General features: G+C 71.9%; 27 protein-coding genes. 15 read left to right on the top strand and 12 right to left on the bottom strand.

From position 1 onward, the window contains the following. Positions 1 to 5 precede the first annotated feature (5 nt). The 3 genes from ACWCPI_RS05405 to ACWCPI_RS05395 form a co-directional block, all read right to left on the bottom strand. A complete protein-coding gene (locus ACWCPI_RS05405) occupies positions 6 to 590 on the bottom strand; it encodes an FMN reductase (protein ID WP_451036870.1) in 585 nt (194 codons plus the stop codon). Beyond that, complete coding sequence (locus ACWCPI_RS05400) at positions 587 to 1,672, bottom strand: LLM class flavin-dependent oxidoreductase (protein ID WP_451036869.1); 1,086 nt, start codon at positions 1,670 to 1,672, stop codon at positions 587 to 589. The genes ACWCPI_RS05405 and ACWCPI_RS05400 overlap by 4 nt, the downstream gene beginning before the upstream one ends. A gap of 64 nt (positions 1,673 to 1,736) precedes the next feature. Beyond that, on the bottom strand, positions 1,737 to 2,339 hold the full coding sequence (locus ACWCPI_RS05395; RefSeq protein WP_451036868.1) for a TIGR03086 family metal-binding protein: 603 nt from the start codon (positions 2,337 to 2,339) through the stop codon (positions 1,737 to 1,739). A gap of 79 nt (positions 2,340 to 2,418) precedes the next feature. On the opposite strand from ACWCPI_RS05395, the gene ACWCPI_RS05390 reads away from it, so the two are divergent. After that, the gene (locus tag ACWCPI_RS05390; protein WP_451036867.1) at positions 2,419 to 3,267 is read left to right on the top strand and encodes an AraC family transcriptional regulator; all 849 of its coding nucleotides are present in this window, start codon (positions 2,419 to 2,421) and stop codon (positions 3,265 to 3,267) included. A gap of 102 nt (positions 3,268 to 3,369) precedes the next feature. On the opposite strand, the gene ACWCPI_RS05385 is transcribed toward ACWCPI_RS05390, so the two are convergent. Further along, positions 3,370 to 4,260: an NADP-dependent oxidoreductase gene (locus tag ACWCPI_RS05385; protein ID WP_451036866.1), complete on the bottom strand. Its 891-nt coding sequence runs from the start codon at positions 4,258 to 4,260 to the stop codon at positions 3,370 to 3,372. Positions 4,261 to 4,392: 132 nt separating this feature from the next. Between ACWCPI_RS05385 and ACWCPI_RS05380 the strand changes: the two genes are divergently transcribed. Then, on the top strand, positions 4,393 to 4,800 hold the full coding sequence (locus ACWCPI_RS05380) for a winged helix-turn-helix transcriptional regulator (RefSeq protein WP_451036865.1): 408 nt from the start codon (positions 4,393 to 4,395) through the stop codon (positions 4,798 to 4,800). A 26-nt stretch (positions 4,801 to 4,826) separates the two neighbouring features. On the opposite strand, the gene ACWCPI_RS05375 is transcribed toward ACWCPI_RS05380, so the two are convergent. Beyond that, positions 4,827 to 5,288 (bottom strand): hypothetical protein, encoded by a 462-nt coding sequence (locus ACWCPI_RS05375; RefSeq protein ID WP_451036864.1) that lies wholly within the window; start codon positions 5,286 to 5,288, stop codon positions 4,827 to 4,829. A 118-nt stretch (positions 5,289 to 5,406) separates the two neighbouring features. Between ACWCPI_RS05375 and ACWCPI_RS05370 the strand changes: the two genes are divergently transcribed. Further along, the gene (locus ACWCPI_RS05370; RefSeq protein ID WP_451036863.1) at positions 5,407 to 5,742 is read left to right on the top strand and encodes a YnfA family protein; all 336 of its coding nucleotides are present in this window, start codon (positions 5,407 to 5,409) and stop codon (positions 5,740 to 5,742) included. 16 nt (positions 5,743 to 5,758) lie between these two features. On the opposite strand, the gene ACWCPI_RS05365 is transcribed toward ACWCPI_RS05370, so the two are convergent. Beyond that, positions 5,759 to 6,187: an ester cyclase gene (locus ACWCPI_RS05365; RefSeq protein WP_451036862.1), complete on the bottom strand. Its 429-nt coding sequence runs from the start codon at positions 6,185 to 6,187 to the stop codon at positions 5,759 to 5,761. Positions 6,188 to 6,291: 104 nt separating this feature from the next. Between ACWCPI_RS05365 and ACWCPI_RS05360 the strand changes: the two genes are divergently transcribed. The 3 genes from ACWCPI_RS05360 to ACWCPI_RS05350 are packed head-to-tail and all read left to right on the top strand — an operon-like array spanning position 6,292 to position 7,504. After that, positions 6,292 to 7,068: an SDR family NAD(P)-dependent oxidoreductase gene (locus tag ACWCPI_RS05360; RefSeq protein ID WP_451036861.1), complete on the top strand. Its 777-nt coding sequence runs from the start codon at positions 6,292 to 6,294 to the stop codon at positions 7,066 to 7,068. Next, on the top strand, positions 7,068 to 7,193 hold the full coding sequence (locus tag ACWCPI_RS05355; protein WP_451036860.1) for a hypothetical protein: 126 nt from the start codon (positions 7,068 to 7,070) through the stop codon (positions 7,191 to 7,193). Before ACWCPI_RS05360 ends, ACWCPI_RS05355 begins: the two co-directional genes overlap by 1 nt. 11 nt (positions 7,194 to 7,204) lie before the next feature. Next, entirely contained in the window at positions 7,205 to 7,504 is a 300-nt protein-coding gene (locus ACWCPI_RS05350; protein ID WP_451036859.1) for a tyrosine-protein phosphatase, read from the top strand. Here the strand turns inward: ACWCPI_RS05350 and ACWCPI_RS05345 are convergent. Continuing rightward, positions 7,414 to 8,607, bottom strand: coding sequence for an RtcB family protein (locus tag ACWCPI_RS05345; RefSeq protein WP_451036858.1), 1,194 nt, complete (start codon positions 8,605 to 8,607; stop codon positions 7,414 to 7,416). The two genes, ACWCPI_RS05350 and ACWCPI_RS05345, sit on opposite strands and share 91 nt — an antisense overlap. Positions 8,608 to 8,823: 216 nt before the next feature. On the opposite strand from ACWCPI_RS05345, the gene ACWCPI_RS05340 reads away from it, so the two are divergent. The 3 genes from ACWCPI_RS05340 to ACWCPI_RS05330 all read left to right on the top strand — a co-directional run bounded on the left by ACWCPI_RS05340 (position 8,824) and on the right by ACWCPI_RS05330 (position 12,151). After that, on the top strand, positions 8,824 to 9,669 hold the full coding sequence (locus tag ACWCPI_RS05340) for a DUF3558 domain-containing protein (protein WP_451036857.1): 846 nt from the start codon (positions 8,824 to 8,826) through the stop codon (positions 9,667 to 9,669). A gap of 137 nt (positions 9,670 to 9,806) precedes the next feature. Beyond that, positions 9,807 to 10,688 carry a DUF3558 family protein gene (locus ACWCPI_RS05335; protein WP_451036856.1) on the top strand — a complete coding sequence of 294 codons (882 nt, stop codon included), beginning with the start codon at positions 9,807 to 9,809 and terminating at the stop codon, positions 10,686 to 10,688. 191 nt (positions 10,689 to 10,879) lie between these two features. Beyond that, positions 10,880 to 12,151, top strand: a complete 1,272-nt coding sequence (locus ACWCPI_RS05330) for a DUF2637 domain-containing protein (RefSeq protein ID WP_451036855.1) — start codon at positions 10,880 to 10,882, stop codon at positions 12,149 to 12,151. Positions 12,152 to 12,199: 48 nt separating this feature from the next. On the opposite strand, the gene lysS is transcribed toward ACWCPI_RS05330, so the two are convergent. After that, complete coding sequence (lysS, locus tag ACWCPI_RS05325) at positions 12,200 to 13,942, bottom strand: lysine--tRNA ligase (RefSeq protein ID WP_451037196.1); 1,743 nt, start codon at positions 13,940 to 13,942, stop codon at positions 12,200 to 12,202. A gap of 205 nt (positions 13,943 to 14,147) precedes the next feature. On the opposite strand from lysS, the gene argS reads away from it, so the two are divergent. Then, on the top strand, positions 14,148 to 15,905 hold the full coding sequence (argS, locus tag ACWCPI_RS05320) for an arginine--tRNA ligase (protein WP_451036854.1): 1,758 nt from the start codon (positions 14,148 to 14,150) through the stop codon (positions 15,903 to 15,905). A gap of 87 nt (positions 15,906 to 15,992) precedes the next feature. Here the strand turns inward: argS and ACWCPI_RS05315 are convergent, their stop codons facing one another. Continuing rightward, positions 15,993 to 16,433 carry a peptidoglycan-binding domain-containing protein gene (locus ACWCPI_RS05315; RefSeq protein WP_388810030.1) on the bottom strand — a complete coding sequence of 147 codons (441 nt, stop codon included), beginning with the start codon at positions 16,431 to 16,433 and terminating at the stop codon, positions 15,993 to 15,995. Positions 16,434 to 16,754: 321 nt separating this feature from the next. Between ACWCPI_RS05315 and ACWCPI_RS05310 the strand changes: the two genes are divergently transcribed. From ACWCPI_RS05310 to ACWCPI_RS05300, 3 genes are read left to right on the top strand one after another with little or no spacing between them, the layout of a single operon-like run. Next, the gene (locus ACWCPI_RS05310) at positions 16,755 to 17,549 is read left to right on the top strand and encodes a peptidoglycan-binding protein (protein WP_451036853.1); all 795 of its coding nucleotides are present in this window, start codon (positions 16,755 to 16,757) and stop codon (positions 17,547 to 17,549) included. After that, a complete protein-coding gene (locus ACWCPI_RS05305) occupies positions 17,546 to 18,517 on the top strand; it encodes a helix-turn-helix domain-containing protein (RefSeq protein WP_451036852.1) in 972 nt (323 codons plus the stop codon). Before ACWCPI_RS05310 ends, ACWCPI_RS05305 begins: the two co-directional genes overlap by 4 nt. A gap of 42 nt (positions 18,518 to 18,559) precedes the next feature. Then, entirely contained in the window at positions 18,560 to 19,351 is a 792-nt protein-coding gene (locus ACWCPI_RS05300; protein WP_451036851.1) for a DUF4253 domain-containing protein, read from the top strand. Positions 19,352 to 19,381: 30 nt separating this feature from the next. Here ACWCPI_RS05300 and ACWCPI_RS05295 read toward each other — a convergent pair whose 3' ends face one another. Next, positions 19,382 to 20,215 (bottom strand): arylamine N-acetyltransferase family protein, encoded by an 834-nt coding sequence (locus ACWCPI_RS05295; protein ID WP_451036850.1) that lies wholly within the window; start codon positions 20,213 to 20,215, stop codon positions 19,382 to 19,384. Positions 20,216 to 20,286: 71 nt separating this feature from the next. Beyond that, positions 20,287 to 21,495, bottom strand: a complete 1,209-nt coding sequence (locus ACWCPI_RS05290) for an aminotransferase-like domain-containing protein (protein WP_451036849.1) — start codon at positions 21,493 to 21,495, stop codon at positions 20,287 to 20,289. Between the two features lie 296 nt (positions 21,496 to 21,791). On the opposite strand from ACWCPI_RS05290, the gene ACWCPI_RS05285 reads away from it, so the two are divergent. Further along, positions 21,792 to 21,977 carry a hypothetical protein gene (locus tag ACWCPI_RS05285; protein ID WP_451036848.1) on the top strand — a complete coding sequence of 62 codons (186 nt, stop codon included), beginning with the start codon at positions 21,792 to 21,794 and terminating at the stop codon, positions 21,975 to 21,977. 21 nt (positions 21,978 to 21,998) lie between these two features. On the opposite strand, the gene hemB is transcribed toward ACWCPI_RS05285, so the two are convergent. Then, on the bottom strand, positions 21,999 to 22,997 hold the full coding sequence (gene hemB / locus ACWCPI_RS05280; protein WP_451036847.1) for a porphobilinogen synthase: 999 nt from the start codon (positions 22,995 to 22,997) through the stop codon (positions 21,999 to 22,001). 212 nt (positions 22,998 to 23,209) lie between these two features. Between hemB and ACWCPI_RS05275 the strand changes: the two genes are divergently transcribed. Then, a complete protein-coding gene (locus ACWCPI_RS05275; protein ID WP_451036846.1) occupies positions 23,210 to 24,601 on the top strand; it encodes an FAD-binding oxidoreductase in 1,392 nt (463 codons plus the stop codon). The last annotated feature ends 7 nt before the right edge of the window (positions 24,602 to 24,608 follow it).

Here is a 24,608-nt window from a genome sequence, read left to right as displayed (position 1 = left end):
GGCTCTCACCCAGCCGGTCGCAGTGCCGCGAGCCGTTCCTCGAAGGGCACGACCTCCGGCTGCGCCGCCTTCTTCGCAGGCCGGCCGGCCATCAGCCCCGCCAGCTCCTGCGCGGCCCGTTCGATCCGCCCGTCCAGCCCTGGTGCGCCCCAGTCCTCCGAGGCGGCGTACACGCCGGTCGGGACGACCACGGCCCGCAGGTGGGCGAAGAGCGGGCGCAGGGCGTGGTCCAGGACCAGGGAGTGCCGGGCCGTGCCGCCGGTCGCCGCGATCAGGACCGGCATGCCCGTCAGCACGTCCTTGTCGAGCACGTCGAAGAACGACTTGAACAGGCCGCTGTAGGACGCCGAGAACACCGGGGTGACGACGACCAGGCCGTCCGCCGAGGTCACCGCGTCGATCGCGGCGGCCAGCCCGCGGCCCGGGAAGCCGTTGGTGAGGTGGTGCGCGATCTCCACGGCGAGTTCGCGCAGCTCCACGACCTGCACCTCCACCGGGGTCCGGCTGCCGACCGCTGCCGCGAGCCGGTCGCCGAGCAGCCGGGTGGAGGACGGGACGCTCAGTCCCGCGGAGACGACGACGAGCTTCATGCGACGGTCACCTCCTGGGCGGCCTTGCGGGTGGCGTGGGTGGGGGCGTCGGGGACGCCGGCCGGACGGCCCTTGGCGAACTCCTCGCGCAGCACCGGCACGACCTCCTCCCCGAGCATGTCGAGTTGCTCCAGCACGGTCTTCAGCGGCAGCCCGGCGTGGTCCATGAGGAACAGCTGGCGCTGGTAGTCACCGGCGTACTCGCGGAAGGACAGCGTCTTCTCGATGACCTGCTGCGGGGAGCCGACGGTCAGCGGTGTCTGGTCCGTGAAGTCCTCCAGCGACGGCCCGTGCCCGTACACCGGCGCGACGTCGAAGTACGGCCGGAACTCACGGATCGCGTCCTGGGAGTTGCGCCGCATGAACACCTGCCCGCCGAGCCCGACGATCGCCTGCTCGGGCGTGCCGTGCCCGTAGTGGGCGTACCGCGTCCGGTACAGCTCGACCATGCGCTTGGTGTGGTCGGCCGGCCAGAAGATGTTGTTGTGGAAGAAGCCGTCGCCGTAGTACGCGGCCTGCTCGGCGATCTCCGGCGAGCGGATCGACCCGTGCCAGACGAACGGCGGTACGCCGTCCAGCGGGCGGGGCGTGGCGGTGAAGCCCTGCAGCGGGGTGCGGAACTTCCCCTCCCAGTCCACGACGTCCTCGCGCCACAGCCGGTGCAGCAGGGCGTAGTTCTCGATGGCGAGGTTGATGCCCTGCCGGATGTCCTGGCCGAACCAGGGGTAGACCGGGCCGGTGTTGCCGCGGCCCATCATCAGGTCGACCCGGCCGTCGGCCAGGTGCTGGAGCATCGCGAAGTCCTCGGCGATCTTCACCGGGTCGTTCGTGGTGATCAGCGTGGTGGAGGTGGACAGCACCAGCCTCTCGGTCCGCGCGGCGATGTAGCCGAGCATCGTCGTCGGGGACGACGGCACGAAGGGCGGGTTGTGGTGCTCGCCGGTCGCGAAGACGTCGAGGCCGACCTCCTCGGCCTTCAGCGCGATGGCGACCATGGCCTTGATGCGCTCGCGCTCGGTCGGCGTACGGCCCGTGGTGGGGTCCGGCGTCACGTCGCCGACGCTGAAGATCCCGAACTGCATGGTCGCTCACCCTCCAGGTTGTTGACCGTTAAACTATACCTGGAGAACGAGGACCGGCCGAAGGCTATTCCCGGGCGCCCGCCCAGTGCGGGTCCCTGCCGGTCCGCGCGAGCAACCGCTCGAACGCCGAGGCGCCCGCGGGCTCCGGCACCGGCTCACCGAACACCCCCATCCTCCGGGCCGTCGGCGCCAGCTCGTCCACCGCGCCGGTCAGCTCCGCCACGACCGCCTCGTCGGCACCCGGCTCGTCCTGGCCGGTCGCCCGCGCCAGATCCCACACGTGCACCGTCAGATCGAGCAGCGCCATCGAACCGACCAGTCGAGCCGGCATGTTCATCCCACCGGTCGTGCCCTCCTCGGCACCCGGCGCGGACCAGGCCGCCACCAGCCGGTCCGCCTCCCGCGCGAGCCGCTCCCGCCAGCGCGGACCCTCGGCGACCAGATCGGGTGTCTCACCGAAGTCCGACGCCTCCTTCGCGGCCAGCCTCTGGAACTGCACGATCACCTGGAAGAGGTGATTGACCAGGTCCTTCACGTCGTACTCGGCGCACGGCGTGGGGGCGCCGAGCGCCGATCCGGGAATCCCCCGCACCACCGGGACCGCCCGGTCCCGGGCCATGGCGAGCAGCTCACCGATGCCGTGCGTACGCACGCTGTTCGTGTCCATGCCTCGACCGTAGGAAAGCCGCCCCCGCTCCTTCTTGAAGAAACGCGACGCGCGCCGCGGCGGGACGTACGATCCCGGCATGGAGGCACCCCGCCAGGACACCCGCGGGATCGTCGACCCGTCCGGGCTGCTGAACCGCGTGCGGTTCCGCCGCCACGAGCCCGCCGAGCCGCTGCGCCGCTACGTCGAGTGGTACTGGCTCATCGACTGGGACCTGCCCGCGCCCTACGCCTCCCACATCGTCCCGCACCCCGCCGTCAACCTCACCTTCCAGTGGGACGGGGCCGACGAGGCGGGAGCCCCGCCCTACGGCGAGGTCACCGGCGTCGCCCTCGGCCTCTACACCAGGAAGCTGACCGGACGGGGCCGGGTCTGCGGGGTGAAGTTCCGGCCCGGCGGCTTCCGGCCCTACGCCCCCGAGGCGCCGGTGTCGCGGTGGACGGGCCGCGTGCTGCCCGCCCAGGAGGTGTTCCCGCGGATCACGGCCGACACCGCCCGCGCGATCGTCACCCCCGCCGACGACCGCGCCCGGGTCGCCGCCCTCGACGCCTTCCTGCTCTCCCTGCCGTGCGCCCCGGACCCGCAGGCCGACCTCGCGATCGACCTCGTCCGGTCCATCCGCGCCGACCGCACCGTGCGCCGCGTCGGTGACTTCGCCGAGGCGCGGGGCCTGTCGGTGCGGGCGCTGCAGCGGCTCTTCTCGGCCTACGTCGGCGTCAGCCCCAAGTGGGTGCTGCTGCGCTACCGCATCCACGAGGCCCTGGAGCAGGCCGGCACCCGCGACGACGTCGACTGGGCCGGTCTCGCCGCCGACCTCGGCTATGCCGACCAGGCCCATCTGGTACGGGACTTCACGGCGACGGTGGGGGTGCCGCCCACGGCGTACGCCGCGGAGGCACAGGCCGAGCGCGCGGGCACGGGCCGATGAGCAGCGGGGGCGTCGAGCACCGGGCGCCCGCTCGCGACGACACCGACCGGGCCGCGCCTCACCGCAGGCACGCGCCGGCACCGGAGGTCAGGAGACCGGGCGTCAGGGCACCAGCACCAGCCGCCCCCGCAGGCCGCCCTCCGCGAGCCGGGCGTGCGCCTTGGCGGCGTCGTCCAGGGCGAACGTCTCGGCCACCCGCGTCGACAGCACCCCCTCGTCCAGGAGCCGCACCAGTTCGGTCAGCCGTGCCCCGTCGGCGCTGACCTCGACCGCCCCGGTCCGCACGCCCCGCACGGAGGCGGGCTCGGCGTGCGGGATGACACCGAGGTAACGGCCCCCGTCCCGGACCCGGTCCAGGGCCGGCTCGCCGAGGACGGCGGCGTCCAGCACCGCGTCGAAGCCACGGTCCGCGGCGGCGCCGCTGAGGAACCGCGCGGCCCCCAGCGACCGTACGAACTCCTCGTCGTCCTCCCGGGCCAACCCGGTCACCGACAGCCCCCGGTGCGCGGCCAGTTGGACCGCGTACCCGCCGACCGCCCCCGCCGCTCCGGTCACCAGCAGCGACTGGTCCGGCGTCAACTCCAGCAGGTCGAGGGCCTGTACGGCGGTCAGCGCGTTCAGCGGCAGCGTCGCCGCGTGCACGGCGTCGACGGTGGTGGGCGCCCCGGCCGCCGCGTCCGCCGCCACGACGACGTGCTCGGCATGGGTGCCCAGCGGCTTGAGCGGGCCGTAGACGAGCGCCACCACCTGGTCCCCGACGCTCCAGGAGCTTCCCGTGCCGACCGCGTCGACCGTCCCGGCGACGTCCCAGCCGAGCCCGATCCGCTGTCCCGAACCACCGAAGACACCGGCCCGCACACCCGCGTCGACGGGGTTCAGCCCGGCCGCCGCGACCTTGATCCGTATCTCCCCCGCACCGGGCTCGGGCACCTCGGTCTCCACGACCTGCACCGCTTCCGGCCCGCCGAACGAGTTCACCACAACAGCACGCACAGCAACTCCCCTTGATCCTGGGTCTGTTCAGATCCGGGATGTCCTCCCGATCACTGCGCACAACCCTAGGAAGAGTTACTATCCATAGGTAAGTAGTTACCTGAGAGTGCGTACATACCCCAGAGGTGAGCCATGGCGACCATGACGGCGGCCCAGCGGCGTGAGCAGGCCCGCGCCGAGTACGACGCGTTCATCAAGAGCTGCCCCACCAACCAGCTCCTGGACCGCATCAGCGACAAGTGGGTCAGCCTCGTCGTCTCCGCCCTCGCCTCGGGCCCCCTGCGCTACAGCGACCTCGGCCGCAAGATCGCCGGCGTCAGCCCCAAGATGCTGACCCAGACCCTGCGCTCCCTGGAACGCGACGGCCTCCTCTCCCGTACCGTCACCCCGTCGGTCCCGGTCCGGGTCGACTACGAGCTCACGCCCCTCGGACACAACCTGGCCCTGCTCCTGACGGCCGTGAAGGACTGGGCGGAGACCCACTTCGACGAGGTCCGCCTCTCCCGCGAACGCTACGACGCCGGGAACCCCGACGCGTAGACCCGACCCCACCCTCACCGCGACGGTCAGAACGCGTACGTGTCCCCCGTGTCCAGCACGAGCACCCGCTGCCGGTCACCGTCCACGGCCGCGCCGCTCCCCGCGGTCTCGAACTCCAGGGACACCTCCGTCGGCGCACCGCGCAGCCGCACCCGCATCGCGATCCGCTCCCCCGCGCGGTACCCGCCCAGCGCGCCGACGCGGCACGTCAGCAGACGCTCCCCGGCCCGCGCGCACGCCTCGGGCAGCTCCTGCCGGCCGGCCAGGGGTTCCGACCAGCGCAGCCGTACGACTGATTCCGCAGCGGTGGTCGGGCCGTCGTTGCGCGGCGTGAAACGCAGGTCGACCCGGCCGGCGGAGAGGCCGGCCCAGCCGTGGTAGGCGAGGCCCGCCCGGGGACCGTCCGCCGCACCGGCGCCCGGGGCCGCGCCGCCGACCGCCGCGACCACGGCCGCCGCGCACACCCCGGCACCTCTCATCCGCCGCATACCGACCGCTCCTCACTCCGCCGTGGTCGTAACGGATGTATCCCACGCCCGGCGGGCGGCAGGCGCCGTCCAACAGGTGACGCGCGGACCCGGGCGAGGACGTGCGAGGCTGACCTGCATGCTCGTCCTGCGCTCCGCCGCCCTGTTCGTCGTCGCCGCCCTGTTCGAGATCGGCGGCGCCTGGCTGGTCTGGCAGGGCGTGCGGGAACACCGCGGGTGGCTGTGGATCGGCGCCGGCGTCATGGCGCTCGGCGCCTACGGCTTCGTCGCCACACTCCAGCCCGACGCCGAGTTCGGCCGTGTGCTCGCCGCGTACGGCGGCGTCTTCGTCGCCGGCTCCCTGGCCTGGGGCATGGCCGCGGACGGCTACCGCCCGGACCGCTGGGACGTCACGGGCGCGCTCATCTGCCTCGCGGGCATGGCGGTCATCATGTACGCGCCGCGCGGCGAGTGACCGGGGGCGTCCGCCCTCACGTGGGCGGCAGCATCCCCAACTGCCCCAGGAACTCCATCTCGTCGAAGTAGAGCCGGTAGTCCACGATCCGGCCGTCCTTCACGGTGGCGATGTCCACGCCGCGGATCCTGACCTCCTTCTGCGTGCCGGGCACGGTCTCTCCGGTGGGCAGGTGCAGCGGCCCCGTGTTCCGTCCGGTGAAGACGCCCTCGTCGATGGCCGTGTCCCCGACCTCGTACGCGTGCAGCGACTCGTACGTGGCCTCCGGAACCGCCTCCGTCATCTCCCGCCAGTACGCGACGATGCCGTCCCGCCCGCGGATCTCCCCCTCGTCGGGGGTGAGCGCGACCGCGTCCTCGGCATACAGGTCGGCGACGACATCCATGTCGCGATGCGCGGTCAACGCGTCCGTGAGCCGGTCCATGACCTCACGTGCCTGTCCCATGATCCACCTCCGCTCGCGGGGATCACCCATCCCATTGTCCCACCGCACCGCCCGCCTATCCTGGCCGGACAGTCCCTGGACTCGACCACGCCCGAGGAGCAGCCATGCCCACCGCAGCCCCGTCCGCCTCCTCCCGTATCGCCGTCGTCACCGGCGCGAGCGGCGGAATCGGCGCCGCCACGGCACGACAGCTCGCCGCGGCCGGCTACCGGGTCGTCCTGACCGCCCGCCGCAAGGACCGCATCGAGGCCCTGGCCGAGGAGATCGAGGCGGCCGGCCACTCGGCGACCGCGTACCAGCTGGACGTCACCGACCGCGCCGCGGTCGACGAGTTCGCCACGGCCTTCAGGACGATCGGCGTCCTGGTCAACAACGCGGGCGGTGCCCTCGGCGCCGACCCGGTGGCCACCGGCGACCCGGCCGACTGGCGCACGATGTACGAGACGAACGTCATCGGCACCCTGAACCTCACGCAGGCCCTGCTGCCCAAGCTGGAGGCGAGCGGCGACGGCACGATCGTGGTCGTGTCCTCCACGGCGGGCCACGGCACCTACGAGGGCGGCGCGGGCTACGTCGCCGCCAAGCACGGCGCCCACGTCCTCGCCGAGACCCTGCGCCTGGAGATCGTCGGCCGACCGGTCCGCGTCATCGAGATCGCCCCCGGCATGGTCAAGACCGACGAGTTCGCCCTGAACCGCTTCGCCGGGGACAGGGAGAAGGCGGAGAAGGTCTACCAGGGCGTCGCCGAGCCCCTCACCGCGGAGGACGTCGCCGACACCATCGCCTGGACGGTGACCCGCCCCAGTCACGTCAACATCGACCTCCTGGTCGTCCGCCCGCGCGCCCAGGCGTCCAACACGAAGGTCCACAGGGAGCTGTGATGGCGGCCGACGGGAAGGACCCGCACGACGAACGCCAGATGTGGTGGTGGCTCGGCTACTTCCTGTTCGGCATCCACATCGTGGCGTTCGTGATGATCTACGCGGTGACGCACGCACCCGAGTAGGGTCCCGCAGCTTGGACGGGCACTTACCTTTTGAAGCGCTGCACAACTTCCCCGACTTGGGCGGCTGCACGACGACGGACGGCCACCGGGTGCGTGCCGGCCGCCTGTACCGCCGATCCGCGGCCGCTGAGCAGGACGCTGCGGGCCGCACTGCCGCAGACATGACGGCTCGGCGGCCGACACGTCGTGAGGCCCCCGCCGTCGGCGGGGGCCTCACGCGTCATCCCTTGACGCAGACGACCTGCTTCAGCTTGGCCACGACCTCCACCAGGTCCCGCTGCTGGTCGATGACCTGCTCGATCGGCTTGTAGGCGCCCGGGATCTCGTCCACGACGCCGGAGTCCTTACGGCACTCCACGCCCCGCGTCTGCTCCTCCAGGTCCTTCGTGGAGAACCGCCGCTTGGCCGCGTTGCGGCTCATGCGCCGGCCCGCGCCGTGCGAGGCCGAGTTGAAGGACATCGGGTTCCCGAGGCCCTTCACGATGTACGAACCCGTGCCCATCGAGCCCGGGATGATGCCGTACTCGCCGGAGCCGGCCCGGATCGCGCCCTTGCGGGTCACGAGCAGGTCCATGCCGTCGTAGCGCTCCTCGGCCACGTAGTTGTGGTGCGCGCTGATCTCGGACTCGAAGGTCGGCTTCGCCTTCTTGAACTCCTTGCGGACCACGTCCTTCAGGAGCGCCATCATGATCGTGCGGTTGTACCTGGCGTACTCCTGCGCCCAGAACAGGTCGTTGCGGTACGCCGCCATCTGCGGCGTGTCCGCCACGAAGACGGCGAGGTCACGGTCGACCAGGCCCTGGTTGTGCGGGAGCTTCTGCGCCACGCCGATGTGATGCTCGGCCAGTTCCTTGCCGATGTTGCGGGAACCGGAGTGCAGCATCAGCCAGACAGAACCGGTCGTATCCGTACACACCTCGACAAAGTGGTTGCCGCCGCCGAGTGTTCCCATCTGCTTCCCGGCACGGTCCTGACGGAACTTGACCGCGTCCGCGACCCCGTCGAACCGCCCCCAGAAGTCGTCCCACCCGGCCGTGCCGAAGCCGTGCAGCCGCCCCGGCTCCACGGGACTGTCATGCATCCCCCGCCCGACCGGAATCGCCTGCTCGATCTTCGAGCGCAGCCGCGACAGGTCACCCGGCAGGTCGTTCGCGGTGAGCGAGGTCTTCACCGCCGACATACCGCAGCCGATGTCCACGCCCACCGCCGCGGGACACACGGCCCCCTGCATCGCGATGACGGACCCGACCGTCGCGCCCTTGCCGTAGTGGACGTCCGGCATGACCGCCAGCCCCTTGATCCACGGCAGCGTCGCGACGTTCCGCAGCTGCTGGAGAGCCCCCTCCTCGACCGTCGCCGGGTCGGTCCACATACGGATCGGCACCTTCGCGCCCGGCATCTCCACGTACGACATATCGCCCTCTATCCCCCGGAAACACAACACAAGTCTGAAATCGCAATACCGGCGCCAGGGTCGATGAAAAAGGACAACGGACCGGCGTCCACGGCAGTGCGTGCGATACACATTGTCTCCAGGGGACGCCCCCGCACAGCAAGCGAATAACCAGCGGGGACACCGGACCGCCGGCAACGGACCGACCACACAGCCACCGTCGAAAGGAGCCTGACCGTGCAGCGGAAGGCGTACGTAACCGGCGTCGCCGCGCTCCTCGCGGCGCTGCTGGCCGGCTGCACCGGCGGCTCCGACGGCGGCGGCACCACCGACGAGTCCAACCCCGACGACTCCGGTACGGCGACCGCGGCGGCCGAGCCCGGCCGGTACCGCACACTGCCCGAACCCTGCGGCGTGGTCGGTGAGGAGACACTCGACTCGCTGCTGCCCGGCATCAGGCAGCTGCCGGACGACGAGCAGCGCGAGAAGGCGTACGAGGGCACCCCGACGCCCACCTTCGACACCGACCGCAAGGCCGGCTGCCGTTGGAAGGTGGAGTCGGCGCAGGCCACGGACCACCTCATGGTCGACTTCGAGCGGGTGGTGGCGTACGACAGCTCGGTCAGCGACGACAGCGAGGCGGAGCGGCTCTTCGCGACGAAGCTGGAGGCGGCCGACCTGCCGGAGCCGGTGCGTACCGACAGCGGCGACACCGCCGAGGGCACCGCGTCCGCCGCCCCGAGCGCCTCCCCCTCCTCCTCGGCCCCGGCGCCCGAGAAGTCCGCCTCGTCCACCGCGTCCCCCTCGGCCTCGACCTCCACCGACGCCTCACCGCCCGCCGAACTGCAGCCCCGGGTCCTCGACGACCTGGGCGACGAGGCGTTCCTCGACGACGTGCTCGGCGGCTCCGGTTCGACGGCCCAGCAGCGCACCGTGACTGTGGTGTTCCGCACGTCCAACGTGATCGTGAGGATCGAGTACGAGGAGCAGCCGGCGACCGTCGCCGCCGTGCCGGACAGCGAGGAAATGCAGGACAGGGCCCTAAATCTCGCCGCGCAACTGGCCGAAGCGCTGTCGGAGTAGCGCCCCCCGGCCACCTCGGTGCGCCCGAGTGCGACGTAACCGAAACGAGACCACACGGCTTCTTCACCGCGTACCGTGGCCCCTCGGACCCGATCCGACCGCAGGAACCACGAGTGTCACTCATGAGTGAAGGAACCATGCAGCGAGCAGCCAAGCGAGAACAGCAGGACCGTGAGCAGCGGGTGAAGGGCCTTCACCGCGTCCTTGTCGGCGCGGCCGCCGTCCCCGTGATGCTGATCGCCGCGGGCTGTTCGTCGGACTCCGGCACGGACGACGCGGCCGGCGCGAAGGCCTCGGCGTCCTCCTCGGCGTCGGCGTCCGCGAGCCCGTCGCCGACCGTGCAGGCGGCCGCGTACAAGTCGCTGCCCCAGTCGTGCAAGGTGCTGTCGAAGAAGACGCTGGAGGACCTGGTCCCGAAGGCCAAGTCCGGCAAGGCGGGCTCGTCGGACGACACCTCCTCGCGCGCCTCCTGCTCCTGGAGCAGCCTCGACAACAACGGCGTGAAGGGCTCGCAGTTCCGCTGGCTCAACGTCTCCCTGGTGCGCTTCGACTCGGACGTCACGAGCGGTTCGGCCGACAAGCTGGCGCGGGAGTACTACGCGTCGCAGCTGACGGACGCCCGGTCGGTGAGCGGCGCGAAGAACGCGAAGTCTCAGCCGGTCACCGGGGTCGGCGACGAGGCGACGGTGGTGCGCTACGACCTGAAGAAGAAGGAGGGCTCCTTCAAGCAGGAGACGGTCGTGGCCCGGGTGGAGAACGTGGTCGTCACGCTCGACTACAACGGCGCCGGCTTCGCCGGTGACAAGACCCCGAGCGCGGACACGCTGGACAAGCTGGCGCGGAAGGCCGTCAAGGAGGCGGTCGCCTCGGTGCAGAAGGCGAACGGCGACGGCAGCGCGGGCACGCCGAGCAGCACGCCTTCGAAGTCGGCTTCGAAGTCTCCCTCGAAGTCCCCTTCCGGCAGCCCCTCCAAGGCGGCGGCGAGCTCCCCGTCCAAGTCAGCGTCGCAGAAGAGCTGACCGTCACACCTGCCCGCCGCTGAGGCGGAACTACCAGCTCAGAGGCGCTTTTTCCACGAGCCCGGTCCCTGTCGGGGGCCGGGCTCGAACCGTACCGGAATTCGTACGCCGCACAGATGTGCCACCCTGTTGCGCGCAACAACACGCAAGGGGAGGGAGTACGAGTGGCCGGGCCACCGCAGCTGACCCGAATGCACCGCGTTCTCATCGGCGTGGTCGTGTTCGGCGCCGTGATCATCGCCGGCATCGGCTTCGCCGGTTCGTACGCGGCCGTCCGCGAGCTGGCCATCCAGAAGGGGTTCGGGAACTTCAGCTACGTGTTCCCGATCGGCATCGACGCGGGCATCTGCGTCCTGCTCGCCCTCGACCTCCTGTTGACGTGGATCCGCATCCCGTTCCCGCTGCTGCGCCAGACGGCCTGGCTGCTGACGGCCGCGACGATCGCGTTCAACGGCGCGGCGGCCTGGCCGGACCCGCTGGGCGTGGGCATGCACGCGGTCATCCCGGTCCTGTTCGTGGTGTCCGTGGAGGCGGCCCGCCATGCGATCGGGCGTATCGCGGACATCACGGCCGACAAGCACATGGAGGGCGTCCGGCTGACGCGCTGGCTGCTCTCGCCGGTGCCGACGTTCCTGCTGTGGCGCCGTATGAAGCTGTGGGAGCTGCGCTCCTACGAGCAGGTCATCAAGCTGGAGCAGGAGCGCCTGGTCTACCAGGCCCGCCTGCGCTCCCGCTTCGGCCGCTCGTGGCGCCGCAAGGCACCGGTGGAGTCGCTGATGCCGCTGCGCCTGGCCCGCTACGGCGTCCCGCTGGCGGAGACGGCCCCGGCGGGGCTGGCCGCGGCGGGCATCGAGCCCGCGCTGCTGCCGCCGGCCCCCCGGCCGGCCGTGGACACGGCCCCGGAGCCGCAGCCACCGGCGCTCGGCCGTCCCGCGGCGGCGGCCCCCGTCCCGCGGCGGACGGCACCGGCCGGCGAGCAGCGCCCGGAGCCGGCCGGTACGCCCAGTCCCGAGCAGCCGGAGTACGTGCAGGACTGGTTCAACACCCCCCGCCAGGTCGAGTACCACGGCGGCTACAACCCCTCGTACGACCCTCAGGAGCACTACGAGGACTGGTACCAGGAGCAGCTCCAGGCGGAGCAGTACCAGGACCAGTACCAGGAGGAACCGCCCGCCCAGGAGCCCGCTCCTGAGGAGACCGGCACCTTTCCGATCCCGGTGAGCCCCGGCCGGACCCGTGAGCTCGGGGCGGGCGGCGGCGCTCCGGAGCCGACCGAGGAGGACTACTACCTGGTCTTCCGTGAGTCGATCAAGAGCGGAAACGGTGCGCCCACCCCGCGCGGACTGATCGCCGACGTCGAGGCGACGTACGGCGTCACGCTCGACGAGTCCGAGGCCAAGCGCATGGTGAACCGCTTCTCCAACCGCCTCAACGCGGAACTGACGGACGAGCACATCGCCTGACCCGGCACATGGGAAAGGGCCCTCCGAAGAGGGCCCTTCGCCGACCGGTCACTCCCCGAGCAGGGCCCGCACCCGGTCCTGTCCGACCGCGAGCAGCAGGGTGGGCAGCCGCGGCCCCGTGTCCCGCCCCACCAGCAGGTGGTACAGCAGCGCGAAGAACGACCGCTGGGCGGTCTTGATCTCCGGCGGCAGCTCCTTGGGCGTGGCGTCCGCGGAGAACCCGGCCTGCACCTTGGGCACGCCGTACACGAGGTGCGTGAGCCCGTCGAGCGACCAGTGCGACTCCAGCCCGTCGAGCAGCAGCCGCAGCGACTGCTGGGACGCCTCGTCGAGGGACTTCAGCAGCTCGGCGTCGGGCTCGTCCCGGACGATGGTGCGCTGGTCGGCCGGCACGTGCGTGTTGATCCACGCCTCGGCCTTGTCGTACCGGGGCCGTGCCTCGTCCAGCGTGGCCAGCGGGTTCTCCGGGTCCAGCTCGGAGAGGATGCGCAGCGCCTGGTCCTGGTGTCCGGCGGTGATGTCGGCGACGGACGCGAGCGTCCGGTACGGCAGCGGACGCGCGGTGCGCGGCAGTTCGGCGCCGGCCGTGCGCACCGCGCGGGAGTGCGCGGCGACGTCGGCCGGAAGGGCCGAGCCGTCGGCGACCTTGGCGTCCAGCTTGTCCCACTCGTCGTACAGCCGCTGGATCTCCTGGTCGAAGGCGATCTTGAAGGACTGGTTGGGCCTGCGCCGGGCGTACAGCCAGCGCAGGATCTGCGGCTCCATGATCTTCAACGCGTCGCCCGGGGTGGGCACCCCGCCGCGCGAGGACGACATCTTGGCCATGCCGCTGATGCCGACGAAGGCGTACATGGGCCCGATGGGCTGCTTGCCGCCGAAGATCCCGACGATCTGCCCGCCCACCTGGAAGCTCGACCCCGGCGACGAGTGGTCGACACCGCTCGGCTCGAAGACGACGCCCTCGTACGCCCAGCGCATGGGCCAGTCGACCTTCCAGACCAGCTTTCCGCGGTTGAACTCGTTCAGCCGGACGGTCTCGGCGAAGCCGCAGGCATTGCACGTGTACGACAGCTCGGTGGTGTCGTCGACATAGGAGGTGACGGTGGTGAGGTCCTTCTCGCAGTTGCCGCAGTACGGCTTGTACGGGAAGTACCCGGCGGAGCCGGAGCTGCCGTCGTCCTCGCTCGCCGCGCCGGAGCCCTCGGCGGCCTCCAGCTCGGCCTCGTCGAGAGGCTTCTGCGACTTCTTGGCACCGGTCTTGGGCTTGGTGCGGTACTGCGCGAGAACGGCGTCGATGTCACCGCGGTGCTTCATGGCGTGCAGGATCTGCTCGCGGTACACCCCGGAGGTGTACTGCGCGGTCTGGCTGATCCCGTCGAACTCCACGCCCAGCTGGGCGAGCGACTCGACCATGGCCGCCTTGAAGTGCTCGGCCCAGTTCGGGTACGCCGAGCCCGCGGGCGCCGGAACGGAGGTCAGCGGCTTGCCGATGTGCTCCGCCCAGGACTCGTCGACACCGGCGATCCCGGCCGGCACCTTGCGGTAGCGGTCGTAGTCGTCCCAGGAGATCAGGTGGCGGACCTGGTGACCGCGCCGCCTGATCTCGTCGGCGACGAGGTGCGGTGTCATGACCTCGCGCAGGTTGCCCAGGTGGATGGGGCCGGAAGGGGAGAGTCCGGACGCGACGACGACCGGTTTGCCCGGGGCCCGACGCTCCGACTCCTCGATGACCTCATCCGCGAAACGGGAGACCCAGTCGGTGGTCTCGGTGCTCTGAGCCACGATCGGCACGTCCTTCTTTCTCCAGGGCAGCCGTACGGTCAACGGCTGGCGCCTCCATTCTCCCAGGCGACCTCGCTTCCGCGAAAACCACTTCTCACTTCGGGCCCGGCGACGCACGGCGCACCCCGGGCTCCCGGCCGCGAAAACCGCTTTACCCCCCATGGGATACTGGCCGTGTCTATCCATCCCCCCGAGGAGAACGGCACCCATTCCTATGGCCCCGGTCACGTCCCTCAGCGCTCGCGTCAACCAGCACCTCGCCGATGCCCTCGCTTCCGCCCGCCCGGAAGCCGCCGGAGGCGACCCGCTGCTGCGACGTAGCGACCGGGCCGACTTCCAGGCCAACGGGATCCTGGCCCTCGCCAAGAAGGCCAAGGCGAACCCGAGGGAGCTGGCGACGCAGGTCGTCGCCGCCATCGTCTCCGGTGACGTGATCAAGGACGTCGAGGTCTCCGGCCCCGGCTTTTTGAACATCACGATCGCGGACAGGGCGATCACCGAGAACCTCGCCGCGCGGCACGCGGACGGCGAGCGCCTCGGCGTGCCGCTGAAGGAGCACCCCGGCGTCACGGTCGTCGACTACGCCCAGCCGAACGTGGCGAAGGAGATGCACGTCGGTCACCTGCGGTCGGCGGTCATCGGCGACGCCCTGCGCGGCATGCTCGACTTCACCGGCGAGAAGACGATCGGCCGGCACCACATCGGCGACTGGGGCACCCAGTTCGGCATGCTCATCCAGTACCTGTTCGAGCACCCCGGCGAGCTGGCCCCGGCGGCCGACGTCGACGGCGAGCAGGCCATGAGCAACCTGAACCGGGTGTACAAGGCGTCGCGGGCGCTCTTCGACTCGGACGAGGAGTTCAAGGAGCGGGCTCGCAAGCGGGTCGTCGCCCTGCAGTCCGGTGACAAGGAGACGCTCGAACTGTGGCAGCAGTTCGTGGACGAGTCGAAGGTCTACTTCTACTCCGTCTTCGAGAAGCTGGACATGGAGATCCGCGACGAGGAGATCGTCGGCGAGTCGGCGTACAACGAGGGCATGCCCGAGACCGCCCGCCTCCTGGAGGAGATGGGCGTCGCGGTCCGCTCCGAGGGCGCGCTCGTCGTCTTCTTCGACGAGATCCGCGGCAAGGACGACCAGCCGGTCCCGCTGATCGTGCAGAAGGCCGACGGCGGCTTCGGCTACGCGGCCTCCGACCTGACCGCGATCCGCAACCGTGTCGTCGACCTGCACGCGACGACGCTGCTGTACGTCGTCGACGTACGCCAGTCGCTGCACTTCAAGATGGTCTTCGAGACGGCCCGCCGGGCCGGCTGGCTGAACGACGAGGTCACCGCGCACAACATGGGCTACGGCACGGTCCTCGGCGCGGACGGCAAGCCGTTCAAGACGCGTGAGGGCGAGACCGTACGTCTTGAGGACCTGCTGGACGAGGCGGTGCAGCGGGCCGCGGAGGTCGTACGGGAGAAGGCGCGGGACCTCACCGAGGACGAGATCCAGGAGCGGGCCGCGCAGGTCGGCATCGGCGCCGTGAAGTACGCGGACCTGTCGACGTCGCCGAACCGGGACTACAAGTTCGACCTGGACCAGATGGTGTCGCTGAACGGCGACACGAGCGTGTACCTGCAGTACGCGTACGCCCGGATCCAGTCGATCCTGCGCAAGGCGGGCGGGGCGTTGCCGGCCGCGCACCCGGAGCTCGAACTCGCCCCGGCGGAGCGGGCCCTGGGCCTGCACCTGGACGCGTTCGGGGACACGGTCTTCGAGGCGGCCGCGGAGTACGCCCCGCACAAGCTGGCCGCGTACCTGTACCAACTGGCGTCGCTGTACACGTCGTTCTACGACAAGTGCCCGGTGCTGAAGGCGGAGACGACCGAGCAGGTGGAGAACCGGCTGTTCCTGTGCGACGTGACGGCCAGGACCCTCCACCAGGGCATGGCCCTGCTGGGCATCCGGACGCCCGAGCGGCTCTGAGGACCCGCGCCACGCCGACGGCCCGTCCGCTCCGGGAGGGAGCGGACGGGCCGTACGCGGTGGTACGCGAAAGCGCGGCCAGGGCCGTCAGATGCCGTTGGCGAAGTTCTTGAACGCGGCCTTGGTGCCCGCTCCGGCGATCCCGTCGATCGCGCCGTTGTAGCCCCAGTGCTGCAGCAGACGCTGCAGTGCCTTGATGGTGCCCGACCCGACGATGCCGTCGATGGCGCCGGTGTAGCCCCAGTACTCCTTCAGGCAGCGCTGGAAGGCCTTCCAGCTGTTGGTGCCCAGCTGACCGTCGATGGCGCCGGTGTAGCCCCAGTACTCCTTCAGCCAGCCCTGCACCTTCTTCGCCTCGGCGGCGGTCAGGCCGAGGTTGTTCACCGCGAGCACGGAGACCTCGGAGCTCACGGCCGGCTTCGTGTCCGACGCCGCGAAGCTGGCGCCCGCGGTCGCGAGGCTGCCTGCGGCAAGGCCGAGCACGGCGCTGACGCTGACGAGGGTCCTCGTCCAGACATTGGGTCGCATGCGTGTACCTCTCGCTCTGGTTCGGGTGTGGCGGCCCTTGCCGCCGGGCCGGCAGGTCGAGAGTGCGGGGCGGGCGGCGCGGGTCGCCACAGTTGCCGCGGAACCGACGTCACCGCGGGACGTCCCCTCCTGTGACCTGGGCGGACGCCACCCGCGCTGACGTCGTCGCGGGACGGCGCGAGCACGCGGTGGCCGATTCCGTACGGGTGCGCGGACCCGCTTGCGCCATGGGGCGCCTGATGCTGGGGCAGAATGCGGACGGGCGCGGGGGACGCCGACCACGGACCGCTGTGCCCGACCGTGAACGCGAGTGGGGGGAACATGTCGCGTTGGGCAGCGCTGCCCGCGGAACTGGACCCGCGGGTACGGCAGTTGGTGGTGCGGTTACGCCGGTTGAAGGACCACAGCGGGCTTAGCCTGCGGCAGCTGGCGGCCCGGACGGCGTACAGCCCGAAGTCCTGGGAGCGGTACCTGGGCGGCAGATCGCTGCCGCCCAGGGAGGCCGTCGAGGCGCTGGCCCGGGTCGCGGGTGAGGATCCGACCAGGTTGCTGGCGTTGCGCGAGGTCGCCGCGCAGGCATGGGGGAAGAGACACGCGAACGGGACCGCCCCGGACGGGTCCGGGCGCGAACCGGCGGCAACGGCACCGGAGATCGTGTCGCCGGGGGTGAACGCGGCCGGATCGGCCGGGGGCTGGGTGAGGGCCGCGCTCGTGGCGGGGACGGTGGCGCTGGTGCTGTCCCTCAGTACGGCGGTGATGCTGCTGGTACGGCTGGGCGGGAACGCGGGCGGGCATGCCACGGCTCCCATCGCCGCGTCGGCACCGGCGTCTGCCGCGCCCGCGGCACCCGGATACACCTGTCGCGCCGAGCGCGTCGACGGCCGCTGGTACGCGGGCAACAGCCGCACCCGGGACGCGATCGTGGCGGACGGCCGCGCCGGGCCGGAAGTGGCCGAGGTGCAGTGTCTGCTGCGCAGGGCGGGCATCGCGCCGGGCGCCGTCGACGGGATCTTCGGGCCGGCGACGCAGGACGCGGTCAGGCGGTTCCAGGAGCGGGCGGGACTGGTGGTGGACGGCATCGTCGGACCACACACGTGGAAGGCCCTGCGGCGATGACGGGGCCCTCGGCTGAGCGGGCCCGACTGGCCGCCGAGCTCCGGGAGTTGAAGGGCCGCACCGGCTTGAGCCTGGTCGGCCTCGCGGCGAAGACGGCGTTCAGCAAGTCCTCCTGGGACCGCTACCTCAACGCCCGGACCCTGCCTCCGCGCGACGCCGTGCAGGAACTGTGCCGCCTCGCCGGCGAGCCGGAGGGGCGGTGTGTGGCCCTGTGGGAGATCGCGGAGTCGGAGGGGAGCGGGCGGGCGGCGGAGAGAAGCGGATACGCGGCGGAGGGAAGGCTCCCTCGCCCTCCGGGCTCGCCCACGTCTGCGTTCTCGCCGTCGTCGTCGGGCCCGCCCACGTCTCCGGGCCGGCCCGCGCCCTCGTCTCTCGCGTCGCCGCCGCCCCTGCCGTCCCCCGCGTCTCCGTCTCCGCCTCCGCCACGGACGGCACCGGGCGATGGCGCCGCCACGTCCCGGCATGTGGCGGTCCTGGCGGTGCTTACGTCGGTGTGCGCCGTCGTGGTCGGCGCTCTGGCGGCGGCGGTGCTGATGCTGGTGCCCCGGGACGGCGAACCCCGGTCGTCCCTGTCGCCGCCGCCCGCCGCGAACGGACCGCGCTGCCGGGGAGCGGGCTGTGAGGCCGAGAGTCCGACGCGTATGAAGTGCGCCTCCGCACCGGCGACCCTGGCCGTGCGCCGCACCGCGACCGGGGCCTCGGTGGACCTGCGCTACAGCGCGCAGTGCGGGACGAGTTGGGCCCGGATGTGGGGGACACGCGTCGGGGACCGGATCGAGATGTCGGCGGCCGGCCCCGCCGGGCCCCGGCGTGGCGTCCGCAGCGCCGAGGTCCGGGACGCCCTGGACGCCGACGCCTACGTCCACACCCCCATGACGGCCGTACGGCCCGGCACCGTCGTCCGGGTCTGCTTCCGGCCGGTGGCGGGCGGTGAAGGTGAGTGCGTGGACGGCCGGGTGGCCGAGTGAGGGCGGCGCTCGTTGTCAGTGCCGCCGCCTACAGTCACCGACATGGCGACTCTTCCGAACTCCTTGCCGAAGCTGGCCACCGACCCCACGGGGGGCGTCGTCGGCCTCCGACTCCCGCCCGGCAGGCTGCTGGACACGACGGACGACGGACCGTGGCACGAGCCGCTGCTGTGGCTGGCGGACGGTCGCGCCGCCAGCGGCGGCTGGGCCGCGCTGCGGCGGACGGCACCGGGCGCCGGCCTGCTCCCGGTCCTCCTCGACGTCGCCCGCCACGGCGGGCCGGAGCTGTGGGAGTTGATGCCGGGCGAGATGTCGTACCCGGGGGATCACGACGCCGAGGAGGTGCTGGCGGAGTTCTGGGACGAGTGCGCTGCGGAGGACGAGGACTGGCCCGGTCTGGCCGGCGCCGCGGCCGCCGGCGGAGCCCCTGACCCCGATGCCGTCGCCTCCGACGTCGTGGGCTTGCTCCTCGACGGCGGCGACGCCCTGGAAGAGCCGCGTCTCGCGCTCGTCCCGGCCCGCCGCAGCGCCGACATCCCGGCGGTGATCGGCTGGATGGGCCCGGCGAACCACGAGAACGACATGGGCCGGCTGTCCGCGGTGCTCCGCTCCTGGGAGGACCGGTTCGGCATACGGGTCGTGGCCCTCGGCTTCGACACCCTGCTGGTGTCCGTGGCCGCCCCGCCCACCACGCTCGCCGAGGCGGAGGCCCTGGCCGCCGAACACTTCGCGTTCTGCCCCGACACCATCTGGCAGGGCAGCGACACGGATCTGCGCGGCTACGCCGAGCACCGGCTCCTCGGCCGGTCGGCCTGGCACTTCTGGTGGGACTAGGCCGCGCGGACACGACCCGGCAACCCGCCTCTAGCGCGGCAGCAGCCGCATCCCTTCCGGCACGTCGATCCCGAACTCCTCGTCCAGCAGCCGCCGCGCCTCCGCCTCCTCGGTCACATCGCGTTCGACGACGGTCCCGTCCGCGCGCGTCTCCGTCAGGAGCCGGCCGTCGAGGAGGAGGTGGCGTTCGGCGGTGATGTTCTGGACGTAGAGGCGCTGGGTGAAGGGCGAGCGCGGGTTGGTGCCGATGTGCCAGTTGATGACCTCGAAGTCGGGCTTCTCGAACGGCTCCAGGGTGAAGGCGTACTGGTCGACCCAGTCGCCCTTCGCCTGGTCCCGGGCCTGGAGCAGCCACATCTCCAGCGGTCCCGCGTGCGGCGCGTGGACCAGCCGGTGCCGGCGTTCCGCGTCCTGGAACTCGACGCCGGTCGTCAGCGGCACCGGCTCCAGCAGCGCGCCGATCGCGCCGAAGCCGACGTCCGCCAGATACGGCTGCGGATCGCCGGGGACCTCCACGAGGAGTGCCATGTGGGTGCGCGGGCGGCTCTCGATGCGGTCCGCTCCCACGACGACCCGTGCGGTCAGCAGGGTCACCCCGAAGCCCAGCGCCTGAAGTACGCCCGCGAACAGGGTGTTGTGCTCGTAGCAGTAGCCGCCGCGGCGGCTGTGCAGCAACTTGGCCACCAGGTCGGCGGGTTGGAGGGAGGGGGCGGTGCCCCGCAGAGCGTCCAGGTTCTCGAACGGGATGCTCCGCATGTGTGCCAGGTGCAGGCGCCGCAGCGTCGCCAGGTCCGCCCGCAGCTCCCCCTCCTCACCGATTCGCCGCAGATACTCATCCAGATCCAAGCGCAAGGTGTCGGACATGGCATCACCATATGAAGATCGGCGCAGGCCCGACCGCCGTCCACGGAACGATCCGTCCTGCGTCGTCGGTCCTAGGACCGCAGCCCCTCCCCGAGCCGCCGCAGCCCCTCCCCGATCTCCTCGGGCGTCTGCGTCACGAAGCACAGCCGCAGCGTCGACGGGTCGGGTTCACCGGCGTAGAAGGGTGCGCCGGGGACGTACGCCACGTCCTGCCGCACCACCTTCGGGAGCAGGGCCGTCGTGTCGTACGACGCGGGCAGGCGGACCCAGAGGAACATGCCGCCTTCGGGCCGCTGCCACGCGGAGCCGTCCGGGAGCGCGGCGGGCAGCCCCGCCAGCATGGCGTCGCGGCGTTCGCGGTAGACGTCCCTGACCCGGGCCAGGTGGGCGTCCAGGGTGGTGAGGCAGCGGGCGGCGACGAGCTGGTTGACGGTCGGGGTGTGCAGGTCGGCCGCCTGCTTGGCGACGGCGCAGGCGCGGCGCAGGGCGGCCGGGGCGCGCAGCCAGCCCAGCCGCACTCCGGGCGCCATCACCTTGGAGAAGGAGCTCAGCAGCACCGCGCGGTCCTCGGCACCCGGGTACGAGGCGATCCAGGGCACACGCTCGCCCTCGTACCGCAGTTCGCCGTACGGGTCGTCCTCGACGATCCACACCCCGGCCCGCGCGGCGACCTGTGCGACGGCCGCCCTGCGCGCGGCGGGCAGGGTCCTGCCGGTCGGGTTCTGGAAGGTGGGCACGGTGTAGAAGAGCTTCGGCCGTTCCCGGGCGACCAGTTCCTCCAGCGCCCGCGGGTCCACGCCGTCCGCGTCACCCGGCACCGCCACGATCCGTGCTCCCGCGAGACCGAAGACCTGAAGGGCCGCGAGATAGCAGGGGTCTTCGACGAGGACGGTGTCCCCGGGATCCAGCAGCGCGGTGGCCAGCAGTGACAGGCCCTGCTGGGAGCCGGTGGTGACGAGCAGGTCGTCGGCCCCGGTCACCAGGCCCCGCTGCGACAGCCGTGCGGCGAGCCCGGCGCGCAGGCTCGGTTCGCCCTCGGTCGTGGAGTACTGCAACGCCTGCGCCGGCGTCTCGGCGAGCACGTCGCGGAAGGCGGAGGCGATGCCGTCCCGGTCGAACAGCTCCGGTGCGGGCAGACCTCCCGCGAAGTTGATGACCTCCGGGCGGGCGGTGACGGCGAGTATGTCCCGCACGGGCGAGCCGCCGACCTTTGCGGTCCGCGCCGCGAGCGGTGGCACGGCGGCTGCGGCGGGGTGGGGCGTGGACGCGATGACGGTCATGACACGGCTCCTTCGGCTGCGGCGACGCGGGGGACGGCTCGTGCCGGGCAGCCTAGAGAACTACGTGTCGTCTACATGCAGCTTTCCGGGATGCGGACCTTGCCGCCCCGGGCACCTCGACGGCCACATCCGTCCCGCGTCCCGCACCGGGCACACGGGACATGGCGTTTCCGCAGGTCAGACGGATGCCCTCGACCGGGGCGTCCCGAATTCCCGGCAGAGGGTGGCGGGCGGGGCGGATGATCGCTCAGGCTGAGGGCCGATCCCAGCCCCCACCTGAGGAGAGGGCCGCCACGATGTCCGCGTCCGCACACCCCGTTCGCGTCCGCGCCCGGCTGCTCGCCGCCACGCTGGTGGCCGTCGCCGTACTCACGCTCACCGCGTGCGAGGACGGCGAGGGCCTGCGCGACGAGGGCCCGTCCACCCCGACCAGTCCCACGGCCACGGCTCCCGCCGCGCCCCCGGCGTCCGGGCGGCCATGAGCGGCAGCCCGCGGGGAACCGCTACCCGCGGCCCAGCTTCTGCGCGGCCTCGACGGCCCAGTAGGTGAGGATGTTGCGCGCGCCCGCCCGCTTGATGCCGGTCAGCGTCTCGAAGATCGCCCGGTCCCGGTCGATCCAGCCCTTCTCGGCGGCGGCCTCGACCATCGAGTACTCACCGGAGATCTGGTAGGCGGCGACCGGCACGTCCACCGTCTCGGCCACCCGTGCCAGGATGTCGAGGTAGGGTCCGGCCGGCTTGACCATCACCATGTCGGCGCCCTCCTCCAGGTCGAGGGCCAACTCACGCAAAGACTCACGGGCGTTCGCGGGATCCTGCTGGTACGTCTTGCGGTCCCCCTTCAGCGAGGAGGCGACGGCCTCCCGGAAGGGGCCGTAGAAGGCGGAGGCGTACTTGGCGGTGTAGGCGAGGACGGCCACGTCCTCCCGCCCGATCTGATCGAGCGCATCGCGAATGACGCCGATCTGCCCGTCCATCATCCCGCTGGGGCCCACGACATGGGCGCCGGCGTCGGCCTGCACCTGGGCCATCTCGGCGTACCGCTCCAGGGTGGCGTCGTTGTCGACCCGCCCTTGCGCGTCCAGCACCCCGCAGTGCCCGTGGTCGACGGTCTCGTCCAGGCACAGGTCGGACATGACGAGCAGGTCGTCCCCCACCTCGGCCCGCACGTCGCGGATGGCGACCTGGAGGATCCCGTCCGGGTCGGTCCCGGGGGTCCCGAGGGCGTCCTTCTTCTCCTCCTCGGGCACCCCGAAGAGCATGATCCCGGAGATGCCCGCCTCGACCGCCTCCACGGCCGCCTTCTTCAGACTGTCCCGCGTGTGCTGGACGACGCCCGGCATCGCGGCGATCGGCACCGGCTCGCTGACGCCCTCGCGCACGAAGGCCGGGAGGATGAAGTCGGCGGGGTGCAGTCTGGTCTCGGCGACCATGCGCCGCATGGCGGGGGTGGTCCGCAGACGCCGCGGACGCGTGCCGGGGAAGGAACCGTACGTCGTCATGCCACCTACGCTACGCCCGCCCCGGCGGTCCCTTTGCCGACGTGGCGTCGGCCGGATCGCCCCCCGGCGGCCCGCATGCGGCCCTGACACCCGGGGTCCATCCTGAGAGGGGAGGCCCCGAACAGCCCCCGCCCGCAAGGACTCCGACGGCCCGCCCCACCTCGTCCCGCCGCCGCCGTCCCTCCGTACGTACGCACACCGCGGAGGACGCGATGACAGCCACCCCTCACCACACCCCCGACCTGTTCGCCCTCTCCGAGATCCACGGCCCGGTCCTGCGCCCCGGCGACGACGGCTACGCCGAGGAGGTCGCCGGTTTCAACCTGGCCGCACTGCACACCCCCGACGTGGTGGTCGGCGCGACGGGCGTCGACGACGTGGTGAGGGCCCTGCGCTGGGCGTCGGCCACCGGCACGCCGGTCGCGGTGCAGGCCACGGGCCACGGGGCGAACTTCCCCATCGACCACGGGCTGCTGATCAGCACGGCCCGCATGACCGACGTACGGATCGACCCGCGAGAGCGCCTGGCGACCGTCGCGGCCGGCGCGAAGTGGCGGCACGTCCTGGACGCGGCGGCACCGCACGGCCTCGCCGCGTTGACGGGCACCTCCACCGACGCGGGCGCGGTCGGCTACACGCTCGGCGGCGGCCTGCCCGTCATGGGCCGGGCCTACGGCTACGCGACCGACCTGGTCCGGTCCTTCCAGGTCGTCACACCCGACGGCACACTCCGCGAGGCCGACCCCGACCACGAGGCGGAGCTGTTCTGGGCGTTGCGCGGCGGCAAGGGCAACGTGGGCGTGGTGACCTCCATGGTCTTCGAGCTGCTGCCGTTGGCCGGCGTCCTCGGCGGCGCCGTCCACAGCCCCGGCGAGCACGCCGAGGCCGTGCTGCGGAACTGGACCGAATGGACACGGACGGTTCCGGACGAGATGTGCAGCGCCTTCGCCCTGCTGCGCCTGCCGCCCATCCCGGAGATCCCCGAACCGCTGCGCGGCGGCTTCTGGGCCCGCGTCGCGATCGCCTGGCCCGGGGACCCCGCGGAGGGCGAGCGCCTGCTGGCCCCGATCCGCGCCGCGGCGCCGGTCGAGGTCGACACCGTGGAGGAGATGCCGTACGCCGCCCTGGACCGCATCCACCTGGAGCCGCAGGACCCGCTCCCGGCCCGCGAGTCGTGCGCTCTGCTGCGCGACCTCACCCCCGACGCGATCCGCGCCTTCCTGGACCAGGTGGGCCCCGACGTCACCGACTGCCCCCTGCTCATGGCGGAGCTCCGCCACATGGGCGGCGCCCTGTCCCGGCCCGCCCGCCAGGACGACGCGATCTGCGCGAGGGACGCCCTGTACATCCTGGAGACGGTGGGCGTGCTGGCCGCCCCACCGGCGGCCGCGGCCATAGAGCGGGCCACCGCTTCCCTGCACGAGGCGATGGCCCCCTACGGCACGGGCCGCACGATGATCAACATCCATGGCACGCCCGGCGACGAGTCCGACCGCGCCCGGGCCTGGACCCCGGAGGTGTACGACCGCCTGCGCAAGGACAAGTCGGTCTACGACCCGGCCAACCTGCTCCGCTTCGGCCACACGGTGCCCATGGCGTCCTGACGGCCCG

This window comes from Streptomyces sp. NPDC001920, assembly GCF_053594495.1.
This window is presented reverse-complemented; position numbering and strand designations above follow the sequence as displayed.